This is a genomic window from Mesorhizobium neociceri (assembly GCF_013520985.1).
In the GTDB taxonomy this organism is placed as follows: Bacteria; Pseudomonadota; Alphaproteobacteria; order Rhizobiales; family Rhizobiaceae; genus Mesorhizobium; species Mesorhizobium neociceri.
Genome location: NZ_JACDTY010000022.1, coordinates 12443 through 29911, shown reverse-complemented (window position 1 = coordinate 29911; position 17469 = coordinate 12443). Strand labels below are relative to the sequence as shown.

The 17469-nt window shown below is 63.2% G+C and carries 18 protein-coding genes; 11 read left to right on the top strand and 7 right to left on the bottom strand.

The features are described from left to right. Positions 1-47: 47 nt before the first annotated feature. On the bottom strand, positions 48-944 hold the full coding sequence (locus H0241_RS29490) for a LysR family transcriptional regulator (RefSeq protein WP_181061289.1): 897 nt from the start codon (positions 942-944) through the stop codon (positions 48-50). 147 nt (positions 945-1091) lie between these two features. On the opposite strand from H0241_RS29490, the gene H0241_RS29485 reads away from it, so the two are divergent. From H0241_RS29485 to H0241_RS29475, 3 genes are all read left to right on the top strand, one after another. Beyond that, the gene (locus tag H0241_RS29485) at positions 1092-2627 is read left to right on the top strand and encodes an MFS transporter (RefSeq protein ID WP_181061288.1); all 1536 of its coding nucleotides are present in this window, start codon (positions 1092-1094) and stop codon (positions 2625-2627) included. A 103-nt stretch (positions 2628-2730) separates the two neighbouring features. Further along, positions 2731-3942: an adenosylhomocysteinase gene (locus H0241_RS29480; RefSeq protein WP_328824888.1), complete on the top strand. Its 1212-nt coding sequence runs from the start codon at positions 2731-2733 to the stop codon at positions 3940-3942. Between the two features lie 78 nt (positions 3943-4020). Beyond that, positions 4021-4755: an IclR family transcriptional regulator gene (locus tag H0241_RS29475; RefSeq protein ID WP_210285125.1), complete on the top strand. Its 735-nt coding sequence runs from the start codon at positions 4021-4023 to the stop codon at positions 4753-4755. A gap of 19 nt (positions 4756-4774) precedes the next feature. Here H0241_RS29475 and H0241_RS35865 read toward each other — a convergent pair whose 3' ends face one another. From H0241_RS35865 to H0241_RS29460, 4 genes are read right to left on the bottom strand one after another with little or no spacing between them, the layout of a single operon-like run. Further along, on the bottom strand, positions 4775-4924 hold the full coding sequence (locus H0241_RS35865) for a hypothetical protein (protein ID WP_235984545.1): 150 nt from the start codon (positions 4922-4924) through the stop codon (positions 4775-4777). Then, positions 4921-5070 (bottom strand): nuclear transport factor 2 family protein, encoded by a 150-nt coding sequence (locus H0241_RS35860; RefSeq protein ID WP_235984544.1) that lies wholly within the window; start codon positions 5068-5070, stop codon positions 4921-4923. The genes H0241_RS35865 and H0241_RS35860 overlap by 4 nt, the downstream gene beginning before the upstream one ends. Further along, on the bottom strand, positions 5070-5846 hold the full coding sequence (locus tag H0241_RS29465) for an esterase family protein (protein WP_181061285.1): 777 nt from the start codon (positions 5844-5846) through the stop codon (positions 5070-5072). The genes H0241_RS35860 and H0241_RS29465 overlap by 1 nt, the downstream gene beginning before the upstream one ends. Positions 5847-5850: 4 nt before the next feature. Further along, positions 5851-7017: an ATP-grasp domain-containing protein gene (locus H0241_RS29460; protein ID WP_181061284.1), complete on the bottom strand. Its 1167-nt coding sequence runs from the start codon at positions 7015-7017 to the stop codon at positions 5851-5853. A 419-nt stretch (positions 7018-7436) separates the two neighbouring features. On the opposite strand from H0241_RS29460, the gene leuA reads away from it, so the two are divergent. From leuA to H0241_RS29440, 4 genes are all read left to right on the top strand, one after another. Next, positions 7437-9176 carry a 2-isopropylmalate synthase gene (gene leuA, locus H0241_RS29455; protein ID WP_181061283.1) on the top strand — a complete coding sequence of 580 codons (1740 nt, stop codon included), beginning with the start codon at positions 7437-7439 and terminating at the stop codon, positions 9174-9176. Between the two features lie 194 nt (positions 9177-9370). Beyond that, entirely contained in the window at positions 9371-11140 is a 1770-nt protein-coding gene (locus tag H0241_RS29450; protein WP_181061282.1) for a tetratricopeptide repeat protein, read from the top strand. 106 nt (positions 11141-11246) lie between these two features. Then, positions 11247-12050 carry an alpha/beta fold hydrolase gene (locus tag H0241_RS29445; protein WP_181061281.1) on the top strand — a complete coding sequence of 268 codons (804 nt, stop codon included), beginning with the start codon at positions 11247-11249 and terminating at the stop codon, positions 12048-12050. Positions 12051-12126: 76 nt separating this feature from the next. After that, on the top strand, positions 12127-12744 hold the full coding sequence (locus H0241_RS29440) for a hypothetical protein (protein ID WP_181061280.1): 618 nt from the start codon (positions 12127-12129) through the stop codon (positions 12742-12744). On the opposite strand, the gene H0241_RS29435 is transcribed toward H0241_RS29440, so the two are convergent. Beyond that, entirely contained in the window at positions 12734-13669 is a 936-nt protein-coding gene (locus H0241_RS29435) for a metallophosphoesterase family protein (RefSeq protein ID WP_181061279.1), read from the bottom strand. The two genes, H0241_RS29440 and H0241_RS29435, sit on opposite strands and share 11 nt — an antisense overlap. 71 nt (positions 13670-13740) lie before the next feature. Between H0241_RS29435 and H0241_RS29430 the strand changes: the two genes are divergently transcribed. Then, a complete protein-coding gene (locus H0241_RS29430) occupies positions 13741-14241 on the top strand; it encodes an NUDIX domain-containing protein (RefSeq protein ID WP_181061278.1) in 501 nt (166 codons plus the stop codon). Positions 14242-14306: 65 nt separating this feature from the next. Next, positions 14307-14783, top strand: a complete 477-nt coding sequence (locus H0241_RS29425; RefSeq protein ID WP_181061277.1) for an ABZJ_00895 family protein — start codon at positions 14307-14309, stop codon at positions 14781-14783. 21 nt (positions 14784-14804) lie between these two features. On the opposite strand, the gene H0241_RS29420 is transcribed toward H0241_RS29425, so the two are convergent. Beyond that, entirely contained in the window at positions 14805-15791 is a 987-nt protein-coding gene (locus H0241_RS29420; protein ID WP_181061276.1) for a glutathione S-transferase family protein, read from the bottom strand. A gap of 270 nt (positions 15792-16061) precedes the next feature. Here H0241_RS29420 and H0241_RS29415 point away from each other — a divergent pair, with 270 nt between their 5' ends. Further along, positions 16062-16598 (top strand): GNAT family N-acetyltransferase, encoded by a 537-nt coding sequence (locus H0241_RS29415; protein ID WP_181061275.1) that lies wholly within the window; start codon positions 16062-16064, stop codon positions 16596-16598. Positions 16599-16703: 105 nt separating this feature from the next. Next, the gene (locus H0241_RS29410; protein WP_181061274.1) at positions 16704-17465 is read left to right on the top strand and encodes a 3-hydroxyacyl-CoA dehydrogenase; all 762 of its coding nucleotides are present in this window, start codon (positions 16704-16706) and stop codon (positions 17463-17465) included. The last annotated feature ends 4 nt before the right edge of the window (positions 17466-17469 follow it).

The following is a 17469-nucleotide window of genomic DNA, read 5'->3' as shown; positions in this document are numbered from 1 at the left end:
GCGCTATTCCTTGCTGTCGTCGTCATCGCCGTCGGCGCCGCGAAGGACTACGAACCGCTCAGCGTCGCGGCAAGCCGGTCAGGGAGGAAATCGACAAAAGCGCGAACCTTCGGCGACAAATGGCGGTTGGATGGCCACAGCAAGCGGAACTGGCCGCGGCCATCGACATGGTCGTCCAGCACCGTGCGCAGCTTGCCGTCGCGCAGCGCCTCGCGAACCAGGAAATCGGGCATGGAGCTGATGCCGAGACCGGCCATCGTGGCGCCCTTCAGCGCCTCGGTGTTGTTGCAGGTCAGCATCGAGCGGACCTGCGGCTCGGCGCTGCCGCCGATGAAGGGCCAGCCCTGGAGCTTGCCGCTGTTGGGAAAGCGGAAGCGTATGCCGTAGTGGTTCACGAGATCGTCCGGTCCGCTCGGGCTGCCGTGCCGCTCGATGTAGGAAGGTGCTGCACACAACAGCAGCCGGAAGGGCGCAAGCGGCCGCGCCACGAGGCGCGAATCCGGCAGGTCGCCGCTGCGGATCGCGATGTCGACGCCTTCGTCGATGAGGTCGACGATGCGATCGTTGAAATCAATGTCGAGTTCTATTTCCGGATAACGAGCCATGAACTCCGACAGCACCGGGAACAGCAGGTGATAGGTGACGATCGGGGTTGAAACGCGCAGCCGGCCATGCGGCGTTTCCCGCGTCCGCGACAACATCGCCTCGGCATCGTCGATGTCGTCGAGGATGCGCCGCACCCGCTCGTTGAACAGCTTGCCCTCTTCGGTCAGGCCGATGCGGCGCGTGCTGCGCTGAAGCAGCCGCACGCCGAGGTCCTGCTCGAGCCTGGCGACACTCTTGCCGACGGCCGAAGCCGAGATGCCGAGCGTTCGGCCGGCGGCGATGAAGCTGCCGAACTCAGCCGTGCGGGCAAAGGCCAGGAGGCCGTTGAGGCGATCCATCGCATCTCTCCATTCGAGCGTTTCAGTCCGCTATATCTGGAGATTTAATACCATTTTTCTGGAAATGTCGCCGGCCTATCTTCTCGTCAGACCGGCGCCGCGCTCCCAGCGGCAGGCCGGCGGATCCTGCTTCAGATAGGAAAATCCATGACCCCGAAGACCCCAAACGGCGCAGCCGCGCCATGGCTCGTCCTGCTGTCGGTATGCCTTGCCGCCATGACCATGCCCTTGACCTTCACCGGCCCGGCCGTCGCACTTTCCCGTATTGCTGCCGATCTCGGCGGCAGCCCGATCGCGCTCAACTGGGTGACCAATGCCTTCATGCTGACCTTCGCCGCCACCCTGATGGCATCAGGCGCGCTCGCCGACAATCATGGCCGCAAGCGGATATTCCTAGTTGGCCTCGGCCTTTATGTCCTGGCCACTCTGGGCGCGATGCTGGCGCCTGACATCCTCTGGTTTGATACACTTCGGGCTGCGCAAGGGCTCGGCAGTGCCGCCGCCTTCGCCGGCGGCGCCTCTGCGCTTGCCCAGGAGTTCGAGGGCCAATTGCGGCTGCGCGCCTTCTCTTTCCTCGGCACCAGCTTCGGCATCGGCCTCGCCTTCGGACCGATCGCGTCGGGCCTCATCATCGAAGCCTTCGGCTGGCGGTCGATCTTCGTTCTGGTGGCAGCGCTTGCGATTGCAGCCGCCCTGCTCGGCCTGCGCACCATCAAGGAATCGCGTGACCCGGATGCGACCGGTCTCGACTGGGCGGGCGCCGGCACTTTCACCGTCGCGCTGGCCACGCTTACCTATGGCGTGTTGCAGGCGCCGCAGAGCGGCTGGACCGATCCGCTCGTCATCGGGCTGCTCGCCATGGCTGCTCTCTTCTTTGCCGCCTTCGTCGTCGTCGAGCGGCGCGTGCGCCGGCCGATGCTCGATCTCTCGCTGTTCCGCTTTCCGCGCTTCGTCGGCGTCCAGTTTCTGGCGGCCGCCCCTGCCTATGGCTTCGTCGTTCTGCTGGTGCTGTTGCCGATCCGCTTCATCGGCATCGAGGGGATGAGCGAGATCGAGGCCGGGCAATTGATGATCTGCCTGTCCGGGCCGTTGCTGATCCTGCCTCTGCTTGCCGGCCAGGTCGCACGCTGGATCGCTCCGGCGACGATCTGCGGCGTCGGCCTGCTGGTCGCCGCCGCCGGTCTTGTCTGGCTGAGCCTGACACCGCCTGTCGCCATCGCCCTGGTGGCGCCGCTGGTGCTGATCGGCGTCGGCATCGCTTTGCCCTGGGGGCTGATGGACGGACTTGCCGTCAGCGTCGTGCCGAAGGAGCGCGCCGGCATGGCGGTCGGCATCTTCAACACCACCCGCGTCGCTTGCGAAGGCGTGGCGCTGGCCATCGTCATGGCGGTCCTGTCGGGTTTCACGACAGCGCAACTGGCGGTTCAGGGAACGGCGCCTTCCCTCAGAGCAACCGCCGCCGCGCAGCTGCTGGTGACCGGCAATGTCGGCGAAGCGGCAGCCCGCTTGCCGGGTGCCGGAGCCACGGTCCTGGTCCAGGCCTACGAGACGGCGTTCGACAGGCTGCTGATCGTACTGGCGGCAATCACGGTTCTGACCGCCGTCATCGTGTTTGTCGGCCTCCATCGCGGATCGACTGAAGATGACGGTGCAGACGCCCAGGCGGTGCCCCAGGAAGGGTGAGCATCCGGCACGTCGACGAGCGGTATCCAAGCTTCACCTCTGCGTGGAGGGGTTGACTCTCCACTTGTCATATACAAAAATAGTTTTTGCATATGCCTTGGAGGTGAGAGTGGTGAACGTAACGGTCGGGTCGAACACTGGACAGACAGAACTTGTCGAACAGGGCCGTTCCAGAATCAAATGGATCCGCTCGCGCATGGCTATGCTCGCCTCCACGCGATCGGAATTCGAGACCTCGCAACCCTTCGCCGGTCGGCGCATCGGCGTGTCGCTCCACATCGAACCGAAAACCGCGGTGTTGCTCGAAACGCTCCATGCCGGCGGCGCCGAAATCGTCGGCACCGGCAATCATGGTTCGACCCAGGACGACATCGTCGCCTTTCTGCAGAGCCAGGGCATTGCGATATTGGGCAGCCGTGCCGATACGCTTGCCGACCACCACGCCAATCTCGAACGGGTGCTCGACGCGAAACCCGATATCCTGCTCGACAACGGCGCCGATCTCGCCGCCGGCGTGCTGGCCAGGGGCATGGCAAGCGCGATCGTGGGCGGCACCGAAGAAACGACCTCGGGCGGCGATCGCCTGCGCGGCGAACTCGGCGGCAAACTTCCCTTCCCCTCGATCGTCATCAACGACAGCCCGCTCAAGCAGCTTGCGGAGAACAAGCATGCGGTCGGCCAGTCGGTGGTCGAAAGCTTCATGCGCATCACCAACCTGATGGTCCCCGGCCGTCGCTTCTGCGTCATCGGCTATGGCTGGTGCGGGCGCGGCATCGCGCAGTACCTGCGCGCGCTGGGCGGGCGCGTTGCGGTGGCCGAGGTTGATGAAATCAAGGCGCTGGAGGCGGCGCTCGACGGCTATCGCGTGGCGACGCTGGATGCGCTTGCCCCGTGGGCAGAGGTGTTCATCACAGCGACCGGTCGCGCCGGCGTGCTTCCCGCAGCGGCGGTCAGCACCATGGCAAGCGGTGCGGTGCTGGCCAATTCGGGACATTTCCCTTGGGAGATCGAAGTCGATCGGTTGCGTGACATGGCAACGAAGATCACCGATCTCGGCGGCGCGTTGCAACGTTTCGACTTCAGCGACGGCCGCCACGTCATCCTCGTTGCCGACGGCCGCATGTTCAATCTTGCCGGGCGCGAGCCGAAGGGCAATTCGATCGAGTCGATGGATCTGGGATTCATGCTTCAGGCACTGTCGCTCGAGCGGGTCGCCAAGGGATCGGGCCTCATCGCCGGCGCCCAACCCGTGCCCGACGACATAAACCGCCGCATCGCCCGCCTGATGGTGGCTACGATGCGCTCGGCCGCATGACTAAAGTGGCTGCGCAAACGTTGATTCGGTGATTTGGGTATGGCCAGGAAGAGCAGCGCCGATACGCCCGACTATTCAGTGCCGGCGCTGGAAAAGGCGCTTGATGTCATCGAGTTGCTGGCGAACCAGAAGGAAGGCCTGAGCCAGGGGCAAATATCCGAAGCCGTCGGGCGCTCGATCCATCAAATCTACCGCGTGTTGCAGGCACTCGAGGCACGCGGCTATATTTATCGCGACAGGCCTGCCGGGCTATATTTCCTGTCGATCATGATGTTCGAACTCGCGCATCGGCATGAGCCGCTGCGCGGCCTCGTCCAGGTCGCGCTTCCACAGATGCGCCGCCTGTCCGACGAAATCCAGCAATCGTGCAATCTCGGCATCCACAATGCCGGACGTATCCTCATTCTGGCCCAGGTTGAAAGTCCGGCACCATTCGGATTCCGTGTTCGCGTCGGCGCCGAATTCCCTTTGTTCGAGACCGCTACGGGCCACGCGCTGATGGCATTCCAGCCCAGCGAAACCATCGACCGGTGGCTCGCAACCCGAGCCCCTTCCACCCATGCGACCTTCAGAGCCACGCTTGCGGCGACGCGCCACAAGGGCTTCGAGGAGGTCGCCGATGGCATGCAGCCGGGGATTACCGACCTCGCATTTCCCATCCTGGGTCCGCACGGAGATTCCGTTGCCGTCCTGACCGTGCCCTATGTGGCGACGAGTTACAGCACCCGCGACCTGGTGACGGTGCGACAGCACGCGGCATCGGCCACTCGCGAGATCGCAAGACTGCTCGCTCCTCACGGCAACGAGGTCTGAGCCCCGGCGCCAGTGGTGCTCAGGCGATCACCAGGCTTGAGATGCGGTCGCCGTCCAGCACGAATGTCATGTCCCCTTCGCCGTTGAAGCCGTTGCCTTTGACGGCGATGCGGACGTGGTAGCTGCCATCGATCACCGCGATGCGAACAATGCGGAGATTGGACTTCACGCCCAGCGCGCGATCTGCTCGCGGCCATGGAAGGACCGTCCCCAGTCGGTCAAGGATGCATCGGCTGTGAACGTGTCGAGAAACGCCTCGGTGTCACCTTCATTGGTGGCTTCGACGAAACGGCGGATGGGTTCGGGTGTGGGCATCAGTCGAGCCGGTGCATCAGATCATCATCCAGCCAACGGCCAAAGAAATAGACCAGCTGCTTGTGCCACCACGGCCAGTCATGGCTGACGTCGCCGCCCCAATAGTCGACCCAGGCGGGAATGGATTTGTCGCGCAGGATCTGTTCCAGCCTGCGCGTCTCGACCAGCATGCGCTCTTCCCAGGCGCCCTGCCCGCAGCAGAAGATCATCCTCAGCGCCTTCAGCCGTGCCAGCAGCTTGGGGTCGACAATGCCGGGCAGATAGTCGAGCGGCGAGTTGTAGAAGATGTCGCCTTCCAGCGCCTTGCCGAAGAAATCGCGCGCCGAATAAACGCCCGACAGCGCGATGACGCCGCTGGCAAGCTCGGGAAAGCGGAAGACGAAGTTCGAGGAATGGTAGCCGCCCATGGAGCAGCCGGTGAACAGCGGCTTGAGCTTGCGCCCGCCATTGGCTTGCGTCGCCGTGGCGAGGAACTCCGGCAGCGCCTCCTCGCGCACATAACGGAAATAGGCCTCGTGGCGGCCGATGCGGTGGGCGGCGTCGGCATGCTTGTTGAAGAAGGATTCTGAATCGATGCCGTCGACCGCAAACAGCTGGATACGGCCGGTGTCGATGAATTCGGCCAGTGCGCCTACCCCGCCGGAATCCTCGAACTGGTAGAACCGCCCCTGCGAGGTCGGGAACACCACCACCGGCCGGCCGGCATGGCCGTAGCGCTTGTATTCCATGTCGCGACCGAGATTGCGGGCGAAATGCTTGTGATAGGAAATGTCCATCGCCTCACGCCCTTTCAGCGTGGATATAGGCGACGGCCGCGCGCAGCGCTGCTTCATCCTTCGAGCGCATCTGGTAGGCGTAATTTCCCATGGCGCGGCTGAAAACCTTTTCTATCGGCTGATGGTGGACGATCTTGTCGCGATGCGCGGCTAGCACGTCCTCATGGCTGTGCAAATAGTGGAGGTGCTGCTTGCGGCTGGCATAGGCGGTGAAATACTTCCCCTCATAGGGTCCGCCAGCGGCATCCTTCACCACCATGTCGGCCCAGGCCGCATAGACGTCGATGTCGAACGTGTAGTTGATCGCATCGGTCATCCAGGCGCCGGGCGGCCGCATGTTGACCTCCAGCGCGATAACGCGGTCGTCCTTGGTTTCGAACAGCTCGATGTGGAAGAAGCGCTCGCGCACGTCGAACGCCTTCAGGATTTTCCTGCCTGCCTCCTCCACCGCCGGCGAGATCCTGGGAAAGCAGGTGTAGCTCATGTGGCGGTCCTTGTTGACCACCTCCATGACGCTCTGGTCGTAACGGTGGCTGGCAGCAAGCACCACCTCGCCGTCACGGTTGACCAACCCGTCGAAGGTGACCACCAGGCCCTCGATGAACTGCTCCATGACGAAGGTCACGTCCTCGGGCTTGTCCCGGAAGAACTGATCGAGCTCCTTCGCGTTCGATATCTTGAAGGTATTGGACGCACCCGAGCCGGAATCGGGCTTCACCACCACGGGATAGCCGACGCGGCGGATAAAGGTCATGGCGCCTGCCCGGTCGGAGCATTTGCGCTGCGCGATAGTGTCGACGCCGCTCTTGCGGAAGAAGGCGCGCATGCGGCTCTTGCGCTTCAGATTCTTCACGAAATCGAGCTTGGTGCCGTAGATGTTGAAGTCGGTGCGGATGTTGGCCTCGAGCTCCAGCCAATGCTCGTTGAGCGACTCGAAGCGGTCGATGCGGCCCCATTTATGGATGAAATGGCCCATCGCCCGGAACACCGGATCGTAATCCTCCATATCGGCAATGCGGTAATACTCCGACATTGCCGCCTTCAGCTTGCTGTCCAGCGCATCGAAAGGCGCATCGCCAATGCCCAGCACCGTGGCGCCGGCCTTCTTCAGCCGGTCGCAGAAATCGGCGCCGTTGGCGGGAAAATGCGGCGAGAAGAAAACGAAATTCATAAGGTACCCCTCCCGATGGCGAAGCATTGCCGCCTCGGCCACACGCAAGTTTGGCGCATTTGCCGCGCATGGGGAAGAGTGCTCGGGAAGGCTGGAAATGGGAGCCCACTTGCCTGTCCATGGTCGCTCCTGTATGAAACCCGCCATGAACACGCGCGCCTCCTCCGTCGCTTCCCGTCCGACCGGCTTTGCCGGCGAGACCGTGCGCGCGCTGGCATCGACCCTGCTTCTTCTCGGCCTTATCGGCGATCGCCGGGTTCGCTGAAGGAGCGCCCGGCGGTCGAACCGCCGCTTACGCGCACGCTCCTTGGCCAGTTTAAAATTGGCACTTCACATCAAGCGAACGAAAATCTGGTAAGGCGCTGCTCGCCACCAATCCGTCTGAAGACTGATCCGTGAGCCGCCGGGAGAACAAGACGATGAACGCACGAGAAGAGATCCGATCCGGCGAAGCCGAAAGCGTGAAACGCGCGGCCGGCCACATGCCGGACGCCGCCCGCAAATACCAACCCTATCCGACCGTCGGCCTCACCGACCGCACCTGGCCCAACAAGGTCATCGACAAGGCGCCGATCTGGTGCTCGGTCGATTTGCGCGACGGCAACCAGGCGCTGATCGATCCGATGGGCCATGAGCGCAAGGCGCGCATGTTCGGCCTGCTGCTCGACATGGGCTTCAAGGAGATCGAGATCGGTTTCCCTTCGGCCTCGCAGACCGACTTCGATTTCGCCCGTTGGTGCATCGAACAAGGCAATGTGCCGGCCGATGTCTCGCTGCAGGTGCTGGTGCAGTGCCGTCCCGAACTCATCACCCGCACCTTCGAGGCGCTGAAGGGCGCCACCAATCCGATCGTGCATTTCTACAATTCGACCAGTGAGTTGCAGCGCCGCGTCGTCTTCGAGAAAGACGTCGGCGGCATCAAGCGCATCGCCACCGATGCGGCCAAGATGATCACCGACATGGCGGCTAAGGCCGGCGGCGGCTATCGCTTCGAATATTCGCCGGAGAGCTTTACCGGCACCGAACTCGAAGTGGCGCTGGAGATCTGCAACGCCGTCACCGAGATCGTGAAGCCGACGCCCGACAACAAGTTGATCATCAACCTGCCCTCGACCGTCGAGATGTCGACGCCCAACATCTACGCCGACCGCATCGAATGGATGTGCCGCAACCTCGACAACCGCGAGAACCTGTTGATATCGCTGCACCCGCACAATGATCGCGGCACCGGCGTCGCCACCACCGAGCTCGGCCTGATGGCGGGCGCGGACCGCGTCGAAGGCACGCTGTTCGGCAATGGCGAGCGCACCGGCAATGTCGACATCGTCACCCTGGCGCTCAACATGTACACCCAAGGCGTCGATCCGCATCTGGATTGCTCCGACATCAACCGGATGAAGGACGTCTACGAATATTCCAACCAGCTGAAGATCCCCGAGCGCCACCCCTATGTCGGCGAGCTCGTCTACACCGCCTTTTCCGGCTCGCACCAGGACGCCATCAACAAGGGCATGAAGGCCTTGAAGAAGGCCAACACGCCGGTGTGGGAAGTGCCCTATCTGCCGATCGACCCGGCCGATGTCGGGCGCAGCTACGAGGCGATCATCCGCATCAACTCGCAGTCCGGCAAAGGCGGCATCGCCTACGTGCTGCAGGCCGATTACGGCCTCAATCTGCCGCGCAATCTGCAGATCGAGTTCAGCCAGGAGATCCAGGCCATCACCGACGCGGAAGGCAAGGAAGTGCCGGCAAAGCGCATCCACGACCGCTTCCTCGATACCTATGTCGACCAGCCCGACGGTCGGCTCAAGTTCCTTGACCACCACACCTATCCCGATACCGAGATAAAGGGCCGGCGCGTGGTCGAGGCGGTGATCCTCGACAACGGCAAGGAGACGACCATTACCGGCTCCGGCACCGGCCCGATCGACGGCTTCGTCGATGCGCTGTCGCGCCATGTCGGCGTCGACATGTCGGTGCTTGATTATTCCGAACATTCGCTCCAGCGCGGCTCGAACGCCTCGGCGATCTCCTATGTCGAGATGGAATATCTCGGCGGCAAGCTGTTCGGCGCCGGCATCAACACCAACATCGTCGCCGCCTCGCTGGAAGCCGTGGTTTCGGCCGCCAACCGGATAATCGGCCGCAAGACCAGCTGATCTCTTCCCGGGCGTCGTATCTCAGCGGCGCCCGGAAATCCCCCATTTGCCGGGGGAAATTCCGATTTTTTCGTGTTAACCATCCGCAATTATCCGGTGCGGTACGCGATCGCATAACATAAGCATGCTTGTATGGAAGTGCAGGCGCTATATTATCGCGCCTTAACCTGTGCCGACTTCGAGAGGATCGACACTTGCAGCATGCCACGCCTGCCGCCCCCGCAGTGCGCGAGACACTGGAGCGACTGCTCGCCAGCGAAACGTTCGGACGTTCCGAGCGTGCACGCAAGTTGCTGCGCTACCTTGTGGAGCGCGAGCAAGCCGGCGAAGCTGACAGACTCAAGGGTTTCTCCATCGCCATGGACGTCTTCGGCAAGGACGGCGATTTCGATTCGTCGACCGACGCCGTGGTCAGGGTGCAGGCAGGCCGGCTGCGCGAACTTCTCCAGCATTATTTCGCCAATGAAGGCGTAGCCGAACCGGTCCGCATCGCCATTCCGCGCGGCGGCTATGTGCCGTCCTATGAACTCAACGCCATACGCCTGCCGGTGGGGCAGGAGCCGGTGGCGCTGGCGCAGGCGGTAGCCGCCTTGCCCGGATCGCCTGACCAGGCGGCTCCTGCCGCGCTCCCCGCGACAGCTTCGGTGGTTACAGAACCAGGACCTTCGCTGGCGCGCCATCTCCAGTTCTTCTGGGTCGCCATGACGCTGGTCATCCTCATGCTGGGCGTGCTCATTCTGCGCCAGGGCAGCGGCGCACTGCTTGCCAGCAGCGATCCGGCGGCGGCGGTCGAGACCGCGGGCGCGACGAGCAGCATCGCATCGCCGACGATGGAGGCCCTGCCCCTCGTGTACATCGCCGTGAAGGCCACCGGCCCCGAGGCAGGCCGCGTCGCCGCCTCGCTGCGCGCCGGTCTTGCCGGTTTCGACACCATCGACTTCATCGGCCGCGACGCCGACAGCAAGCGCGACCCGAGCACCGACCCGACCAGCTTCGTTTTCGATGTCCTGCCGGGACCCATGGCAGGTGACGTGACGCTCGAGCTGCAGAGCGTGGCGACCGGCCGCGTGCTTTTGTCGCGCAATCTGACGGCCGGCGACACCGCGCCTGGTGCCGTCGAGGATCGTATTGCCACCATCCTCAGTTCGACCATTCCCGCCGCCGGCCCGCTCTACAGCTACATTGAACAGAACGGCATTCAGACCGGGCTGACGAGGTGCCTGATCCTCAACGACAGATATTATCTTGACCAGAGCACCAAGACCCACGAGGCCGCCTATCGTTGTCTGGAAAACCTTGCCAGCCAAGGCGCAAAATCGTCGCTCGTTTATTCGGAACTGGCATCGCTCCATCTCGAGGCTGCGACCGATCACTACGCCTATCCGCCTGACGCGACGGTCGAACAAGCGATGTCTTTTGCCCATCGCGCCATCCAGATGGGGCCGACCAGCCCCTACGCGCACCGCGCATACGGTTACCTGTACTCGCGCCTCGGCAACACCGAGGAAGCGATCCGCTGGATGCGCAAGGCCTATGAGCTCAACCCCTACGACCTCAGCATGGCTGCCGCTTACGGCTATGGCCTGATCTTCGCCGGCAAGTATGCCGAGGGAACACCGATCCTGACTCATGCCGTCGAGACGTTCAGCGGCCACCCGACTTGGTGGGATTACGGGCTCTTCGCCGGACAGTTCATGCTGGGCGATATGAACAAGGCCGCGATCGCCAGCGAGTCGCTGCGCACGACGGCAATGAAATCGCATTATCTGGCGGCACGGCTGATCGGCGCCAAGGCTGCCGGCCGCGAGCAGCTGGCGGCCAAGCTTCTGGATGAGCTGACCACCAAATTCCCGAAATTCGCCGCTGACCCGCGTGCGGCTTACGCCGAGCGTAAATATCCGCCGGATCTGACGGACCGGCTGGTCGAGGCGCTGCGCGCCGCGGGCCTCGGCAACGCGAGCTGATCTTTCCAGATCGCGAAAATTTTACTGGCCATCGGTCTGGACTGGGCGCAATCCAGCCTCAATTCAAAATTTCCTGTCCGATCTTGCAATAATCATACATTTTTTCATGGTCTCATCCCTCTATGTTGCCGAGCGGGGCGTCGGGCCGAAGACGGTCGTCCTGCTGCATGGCTTCGGCGGTTGCCACGACATCTGGCGCGAGGTGACCTCGGCACTGGCGCCTGACATCAGGACATTGGCCTACGATCTGCCGGGACACGGACTGTCTCTCGATTTTCCGGGCGGCGGTCCCGCCAGGACGGCGGCTCGAGCGGTCCTCGCCGATCTGGCCGCGCGCGGCATAGCAAGGGCGCATGTCGCCGGCCATTCGATGGGCGGTGCGGTCGCTGCTCTGATGGCATTGGCCGAGCCCGAAACAATAGCCTCGCTGACGCTTCTGGCGCCGGGCGGTTTTGGCCCTGAGATCAACGGACCGCTGTTGCGCCGCTGCGCCGCAGCGGCCGACAGACGAGAAATTCGCGCCTGCCTTGCCGCCATGTCGGGGCCGCAAAGCCCGCCGCCCGAACGCATCGTTGGCGTGCTGGCGGAAGTGCGCCGTCGCCCCGGCCAGCTGCGCAAGCTGATCGAGATATCAGCCGTCATGACCAAGGATGAGCGGCAGGGCGTCATCCCGCGCGAACAACTCGACACGCTCGACATGCCGGTAATGGTGGTTTGGGGAACCGACGATCCGGTGCTGCCCGTTACCCAGGCTGATGGCCTGCCGGCGCATTTTCATATCCATCACGTGCTGGATGCCGGCCATATGCTGGTCGAAGAAGTGCCTGAGGTGGTCGCCCAGGCCGTCCGCCGGAACATGGCACGCCGCGGCAGGCGCCTGCGTCCGACACTCGACGCCGCGGCGAGCTGAACCTCACTAGGCATCTCGCCAGTGCATTTTGCGGGCGGCTGTGTTAACTCGCTATTAACCATATTAGCGAGGGATAATGAAGGACCCTGACGAGCAGTTCACCTCTTTAACCCCGTCGCGCAAACTGTCCGATGCCGTTCGCGACGTAAAGAACGCCTTCGCCGATCGCGACGATGTCGTGGTCGACATGCGCGAGGCGCACCGGATGCGGCTTGATCTGCTTGCCGCCGAACTCACCCCAGTCTTTGCCGACGTGCCCGCCGACATGGACAATTTCGACTTCGTACTCTCGTCGGGCCTGCAGCCGCGGCTGTGGATCGACGCCGTCAGCCATGTCGCCATGGGGCGCGACCGCCGCACCTACCGCTTCCTCAGGGATACCCGCATCGGCCGCGTGGTGTTGGCCGAATCGACCGATATGAAACCGGTTGCCGATCAGGTCACGCGCTATGTGGCGGAGCGCATCGTCGAGCGTCAGCGTATGATGGAGGGCGGCGTCGAGCCGGCCGTTGCCGGCCTGAACCGCGCCACCGTGCGGGAAGCCGAACCACCCTTGCAAGCAACCGCGCCCGGCAAGCGCTGGTCGACCTTCCTGTCCGGCCTCGGCCTGATCGCCGCTGGCGCGCTGGTGGGGCTGGCGGTGGCGGCCGCGCTGTTCTGGGATCGCTTGATGACGATGAAAATCAGCTTTTGACCAGCGGTTTGGATGCCTCGGCATCCACGCCGAGTTCCACCACCTGGAGGTCGGAGGGCGGTATGGCCGGTCCGGTCAGGCCGCGACGCGTCAGCCGGATCCGCCAGCTGCCCTTTTCGCCGTCCATGTCGAGCAGATTATACTGTGCCGCCGGGTTCTTGCCGCCGGGCGACTGGCCGGCAGCAGCGACGCCGACAACCGGAATCCTGGTGCCGCGCCCGCCGATGAAGAACAGCGACGGCAGGTGTGAATGGCCGTGCAGCACAAGCTCAGCGCCGTGCCGGTGAACGGTCTTGTGGAAGCGGGAGATACCGAAGAGGCGCTTTTGCTGGGTGACCGCGCCACGCACCGGCGGATGATGGATCATGATCACCCGCAACAGGCCGCGTTTGGCGGTGGCGTCGAGCACCGAGGCCAGCCGTTGCGCCTGGCCTTCGAGGAAGAAGCCGTTGGCCATGAACGGCGCCGTGGCACGCGCCGTCGAGACGCCGATCAGCGCGACGTTGCCGCGCACGCGCAGATAGGGAAAGGTGTTGCGGTCGATCGGCGCAGTCACGCCGTCGCCGCTCATCCACGCCGCCCACGAACGGCAGACCTTGTCGAAGGCGCCTGGCACATAGGCATCGTGATTGCCCGGCACCACCGAGACATCCTCCGGAGGGCCTAGCGTCTCCAGCCAGTGCTTTGCCATCTCGATCTCACCATCCAGCGCCAGATTGACCAGATCGCCGGTGACGGCGAGATGGTCGGGACCGCTCGCTTTCATGTCGGCGACGATGGTGTCGATGACGGCGTCGTGCATATGGCGGCGGCGGTTGCGCTGCCAGTTGACGTAGCCGACCACGCGCTTGGACGCGAGTTCGCGATAGGTTACACCGGGAAGCGGCCCCAGATGGACATCGGAAATATGTGCGAGCCTGAACATCCTTCCTTCATAGGCGACGCGCCCCCCGCTTTCCACTCACTGTTTCCTGTCCACTCGCGGTTTCGCTAGCGATGGCGATATCGGACCCGGAGCAGGCGTTTCGCCAGACCGGCTGGGCGGGCCTCAGGGCAAGGCTGTTCCATCTCTATTTCCTGCTGCGGCGGCCAATGACGCTTGGCGTGCGCGGCCTGATCCACCACCGCGCGTCGAACTCCGTCTTGCTCATCCACCATACCTACGTTCCCGGCTGGCAATTGCCGGGCGGTGGCGTCGAGGTGGGCGAAACGCTTGGCGAAGCGCTGGTGCGGGAATTGGCGGAGGAAGGCAACATCGCGCTCACCGCCGCGCCGGTCTTGAGATCGATGCATTTCAACCGCCGCTCCAGCCGCCGCGACCACGTTGCCTTCTACGTGATCGAGGCCTTCAGTCAGACGGCGCCGAAACTGCCGGACCACGAGATCGCCGAAGCCGGCTTCTTCCCGCTCGACCGTCTGCCGGAAGGCACGACGCCGGCAACGCTGCGGCGGATCAATGAGGTTTTTGGAGGCGAACAACCTTCGCCCTATTGGTGAGCAGCGATTTGTCTTGTCGTGAGGGGTCAAGCCGCTATTGTCACCTGAGGTCTGGGGAAAACTGAATGCCATCCGATAGGACCGAAGCCGTAAATCTGTGGCCCTATGTTGGGATTTATATTTTAACACAGGTGATACTTTACTTGGCATGGCTTGGTTTTGGCTTCCTGGTACCTGCTCCGAACAGTGTTAACTCAGCCGCCAGCTTCGTCATTATATTTGCTTCAACATTTTTCGCCTACTCAGTGTTCATTCGGCGAAACGGAAGACTTTTTAACCGAGGTGAGTATTGGAGAATGGTGCTCTTTTCAACAGCAGCAGCGTTGATGTTTTCAGCGGTATGTTTGCTGGTTTCAATTACAATCGGCATCGCGCCCGATGTCGCCGGCATCCCTGCTCTCGCCTGGATTATAGTGTTTGTCGTGTTGGCGGCTTTTGGCTTTTGCCTCAATGCAGTCGGCTTCTCCAAATGGTTCGGCAAGGTCATGCTGAAGACATTCAGTGCCAGACAGATCCAACTCGATACAGAACCCTTCAAATAGACAGATTGCCACCGGACAGATTCACGCCGCCTTCCTGAACCGCGCCCGGTCATGCGGCGCGCCGTAGTCCAGTTCCGGCCCGACCGGCACGATGCGTGTCGGGTTGATGCTTTCGTGACTGCCGTAATAATGCGTCTTGATGTGATGCAGGTTCACCGTGCCGGCGACGCCGGGCACCTGGTAGAGATCGCGCAGATAGTTCGACAGGTTCGGATAGTCGGCGATGCGGCGCAGATTGCATTTGAAATGGCCGACATAGACCGGGTCGAATCGCACCAGCGTCGTGAACAACCGCCAATCCGCCTCGGTGATGCGCTCGCCGGTGAGATAGCGCTGTTTTGACAGCCTCTCCTCCAGCGTGTCGAGTGCCGAGAACAGCTCTCCAAACGCTTCCTCATAGGCCACTTGCGTGGTGGCAAAGCCGGCGCGGTAGACGCCATTGTTGATAGCCGGATAGACCAGCGCATTGACCTTGTCGATCTCGCCGCGCAGGGCCGGCGGATAGAAATCGATGCTGGCATCGCCCCATTCGTCGAAGGCGGAATTGAGCATGCGGATGATCTCGGCGGATTCGTTGGAGACGATGGTCTGTTCCTTTTTGTCCCACAGCACCGGCACCGAAACTCGGCCCGAATAGGCGGGATCGGCTTTGGTGTAGATCTGATGCAGGAAATCGAGACCGTAGAGCGTATCGCCGGTGGCTCCGTCCTCGGCCAGAAACGTCCAGCCGTCAGCGCCGAGGAAATGGTGCACGACCGAAACCGAGATGACATCTTCGAGCTTCTTCAGTGCGCGAAAGATCAGCGTGCGGTGCGCCCACGGACAGGCGAGCGAGATATAAAGATGATAGCGGCCGGGCTCAGCCTTGAAGCCGCGCGTGCGGCCTTGCGCCGGCGCGCCGTCACGCGTGATCCAGTCGCGCCACTGCGTCTCGGCGCGGATGAACCTGCCGCCGCTATCGACCTTGGCCGAGCGATCCTGCCATTTGCCTTCGACCAGCAATCCCATGCGAAATCTCCTTGCGTCCGTTTCGCCAATGTAGGCGTAACGCGGCAATGTCGAAGGCGTCATCTGCTGAACAGAGCGTCACTCGTCCGAAACGCCGGATGAAAACGGGCGATTGCAGCGGCCGAAAAATGATGCTAGCGGACACTCCGCATGTTCAATTTTGGCTTGATCCGGTTCGACCGACGACGAAAGGGCGCCCGCGCTTGATGCGCTGACTGGCGAACGCTGCCGCTTGCAGCAACCTTCCTCGTATATCGGACCGCGAAGACCATGAGCCTTGCCGACGTGAAATACCTGCCGGAAACCCCGGCGCATGATCCCGAAATCGAAGCCATCAACGACGAAGCCTTCGGCCCTGGCCGTTTCGTGCTGGCCGCCTACAAGATCCGCGAGGCCGGCGGCCACGAGCGCTCGCTGTCTTTTGTCGCCGTCGACGGTGACATCGTCGTTGCCTCGGTGCGGATGACCCGCATTGCCGCCGGCGCCGGCCGCGCGCTGATGCTTGGACCGCTTGCCGTGCGGCCCACTTTCAAGAATCTCGGCATCGGCCGCCGGCTGGTCGCGATCGCGCTGGAAGCGGCCGCCAAGGCCGGCGCGTCGGCGGTGATCCTTGTCGGCGACGAGCCTTATTACGGTCCGCTCGGCTTCAGGAAGATCCCGCGCGGCCAGATCTCGATGCCGCGCCCGGTCGACCTCGACCGGCTGCTGTCGCATGAGATCGTGCCCGGTGCGGTGGCGCGGCTCTCTGGCGAGGTCGGCCATGCCAGCCTTGCCAGGATTGCCGAGCACGCGCCGGTGATGGCCTGACCTCCAGGATCCGTCCCGGCACCTGTCGCGATTGACCCCCACGGTCAGGTTGCACCATGGCGGCGACCTCCGTAGCATGATCCGGAACAGCAGGGAGGACGCGGCATGAACCCGAACGGCCAGATTGCGATCGTAACCGGCGGCGGCTCCGGCCTCGGAGAGGCAACCGCCCGCGCGCTGGCCGACAAGGGCGCCCGTGTCGCCATTTTCGACATCGGCATCGACCGGGCGGCGAAGGTGGCGGGCGACATTGGCGGCACCGCCATCCAGTGCGATGTGAGCAGCGCCGACAGCGGTGCGGCGGCGGTCGCCGAGGTGGAAAAAAGGCTTGGACCCGCACGCATCCTGGTCAATTGCGCCGGCATCGCCATCGGCGTGAAGACCATCGGCAAGGATGGCCCGCATCCGCTCGACCAGTATCGCAAGGTGATCGAGATCAATTTGATCGGTACCTTCAACATGATCCGCCTCGTCGCCGACCGCACCGCCAAGCTCGAACCATTGCAGGGCGGCGAGCGCGGCGTCATCGTCAACACCGCTTCGGTCGCCGCCTATGACGGGCAGATTGGCCAGGCCGCCTACGCCGCATCCAAGGGCGGCGTCGTCGGCATGACGCTGCCGGTCGCCCGCGATCTCGCGCGCTCCGGCATTCGCGTCTGCACCATCGCGCCCGGCATCTTCAAGACGCCGATGATGGCCGGCATGCCGCAGGAGGTGCAGGATTCGCTTGGCGCGGCTGTGCCCTTCCCGTCCCGCCTGGGCGAGCCGTCGGAATATGCCGCACTGGCGCTGCATATCGTCGAAAACCAGATGCTCAACGGCGAGACCATCCGCCTCGACGGGGCGATCCGCATGGCGCCGAAATAGACGG

Excerpts from the sequence above, each read along its gene's own strand:
- H0241_RS29440 (WP_181061280.1), top strand. The coding sequence starts at position 12,127 with ATGAAGGACCCTGACGAGCAGTTCACCTCTTTAACCCCGTCGCGCAAA.
- H0241_RS29435 (WP_181061279.1), bottom strand. The coding sequence starts at position 13,669 with ATGTTCAGGCTCGCACATATTTCCGATGTCCATCTGGGGCCGCTTCCC.
- H0241_RS35860 (WP_235984544.1), bottom strand. The coding sequence starts at position 5,070 with ATGCCCACACCCGAACCCATCCGCCGTTTCGTCGAAGCCACCAATGAA.
- H0241_RS29490 (WP_181061289.1), bottom strand. The coding sequence starts at position 944 with ATGGATCGCCTCAACGGCCTCCTGGCCTTTGCCCGCACGGCTGAGTTC.
- H0241_RS29465 (WP_181061285.1), bottom strand. The coding sequence starts at position 5,846 with ATGGACATTTCCTATCACAAGCATTTCGCCCGCAATCTCGGTCGCGAC.
- H0241_RS29425 (WP_181061277.1), top strand. The coding sequence starts at position 14,307 with ATGCCATCCGATAGGACCGAAGCCGTAAATCTGTGGCCCTATGTTGGG.
- H0241_RS29485 (WP_181061288.1), top strand. The coding sequence starts at position 1,092 with ATGACCCCGAAGACCCCAAACGGCGCAGCCGCGCCATGGCTCGTCCTG.
- H0241_RS29430 (WP_181061278.1), top strand. The coding sequence starts at position 13,741 with ATGGCGATATCGGACCCGGAGCAGGCGTTTCGCCAGACCGGCTGGGCG.
- leuA (WP_181061283.1), top strand. The coding sequence starts at position 7,437 with ATGAACGCACGAGAAGAGATCCGATCCGGCGAAGCCGAAAGCGTGAAA.
- H0241_RS29445 (WP_181061281.1), top strand. The coding sequence starts at position 11,247 with ATGGTCTCATCCCTCTATGTTGCCGAGCGGGGCGTCGGGCCGAAGACG.
- H0241_RS29410 (WP_181061274.1), top strand. The coding sequence starts at position 16,704 with ATGAACCCGAACGGCCAGATTGCGATCGTAACCGGCGGCGGCTCCGGC.
- H0241_RS29460 (WP_181061284.1), bottom strand. The coding sequence starts at position 7,017 with ATGAATTTCGTTTTCTTCTCGCCGCATTTTCCCGCCAACGGCGCCGAT.
- H0241_RS29415 (WP_181061275.1), top strand. The coding sequence starts at position 16,062 with ATGAGCCTTGCCGACGTGAAATACCTGCCGGAAACCCCGGCGCATGAT.
- H0241_RS29420 (WP_181061276.1), bottom strand. The coding sequence starts at position 15,791 with ATGGGATTGCTGGTCGAAGGCAAATGGCAGGATCGCTCGGCCAAGGTC.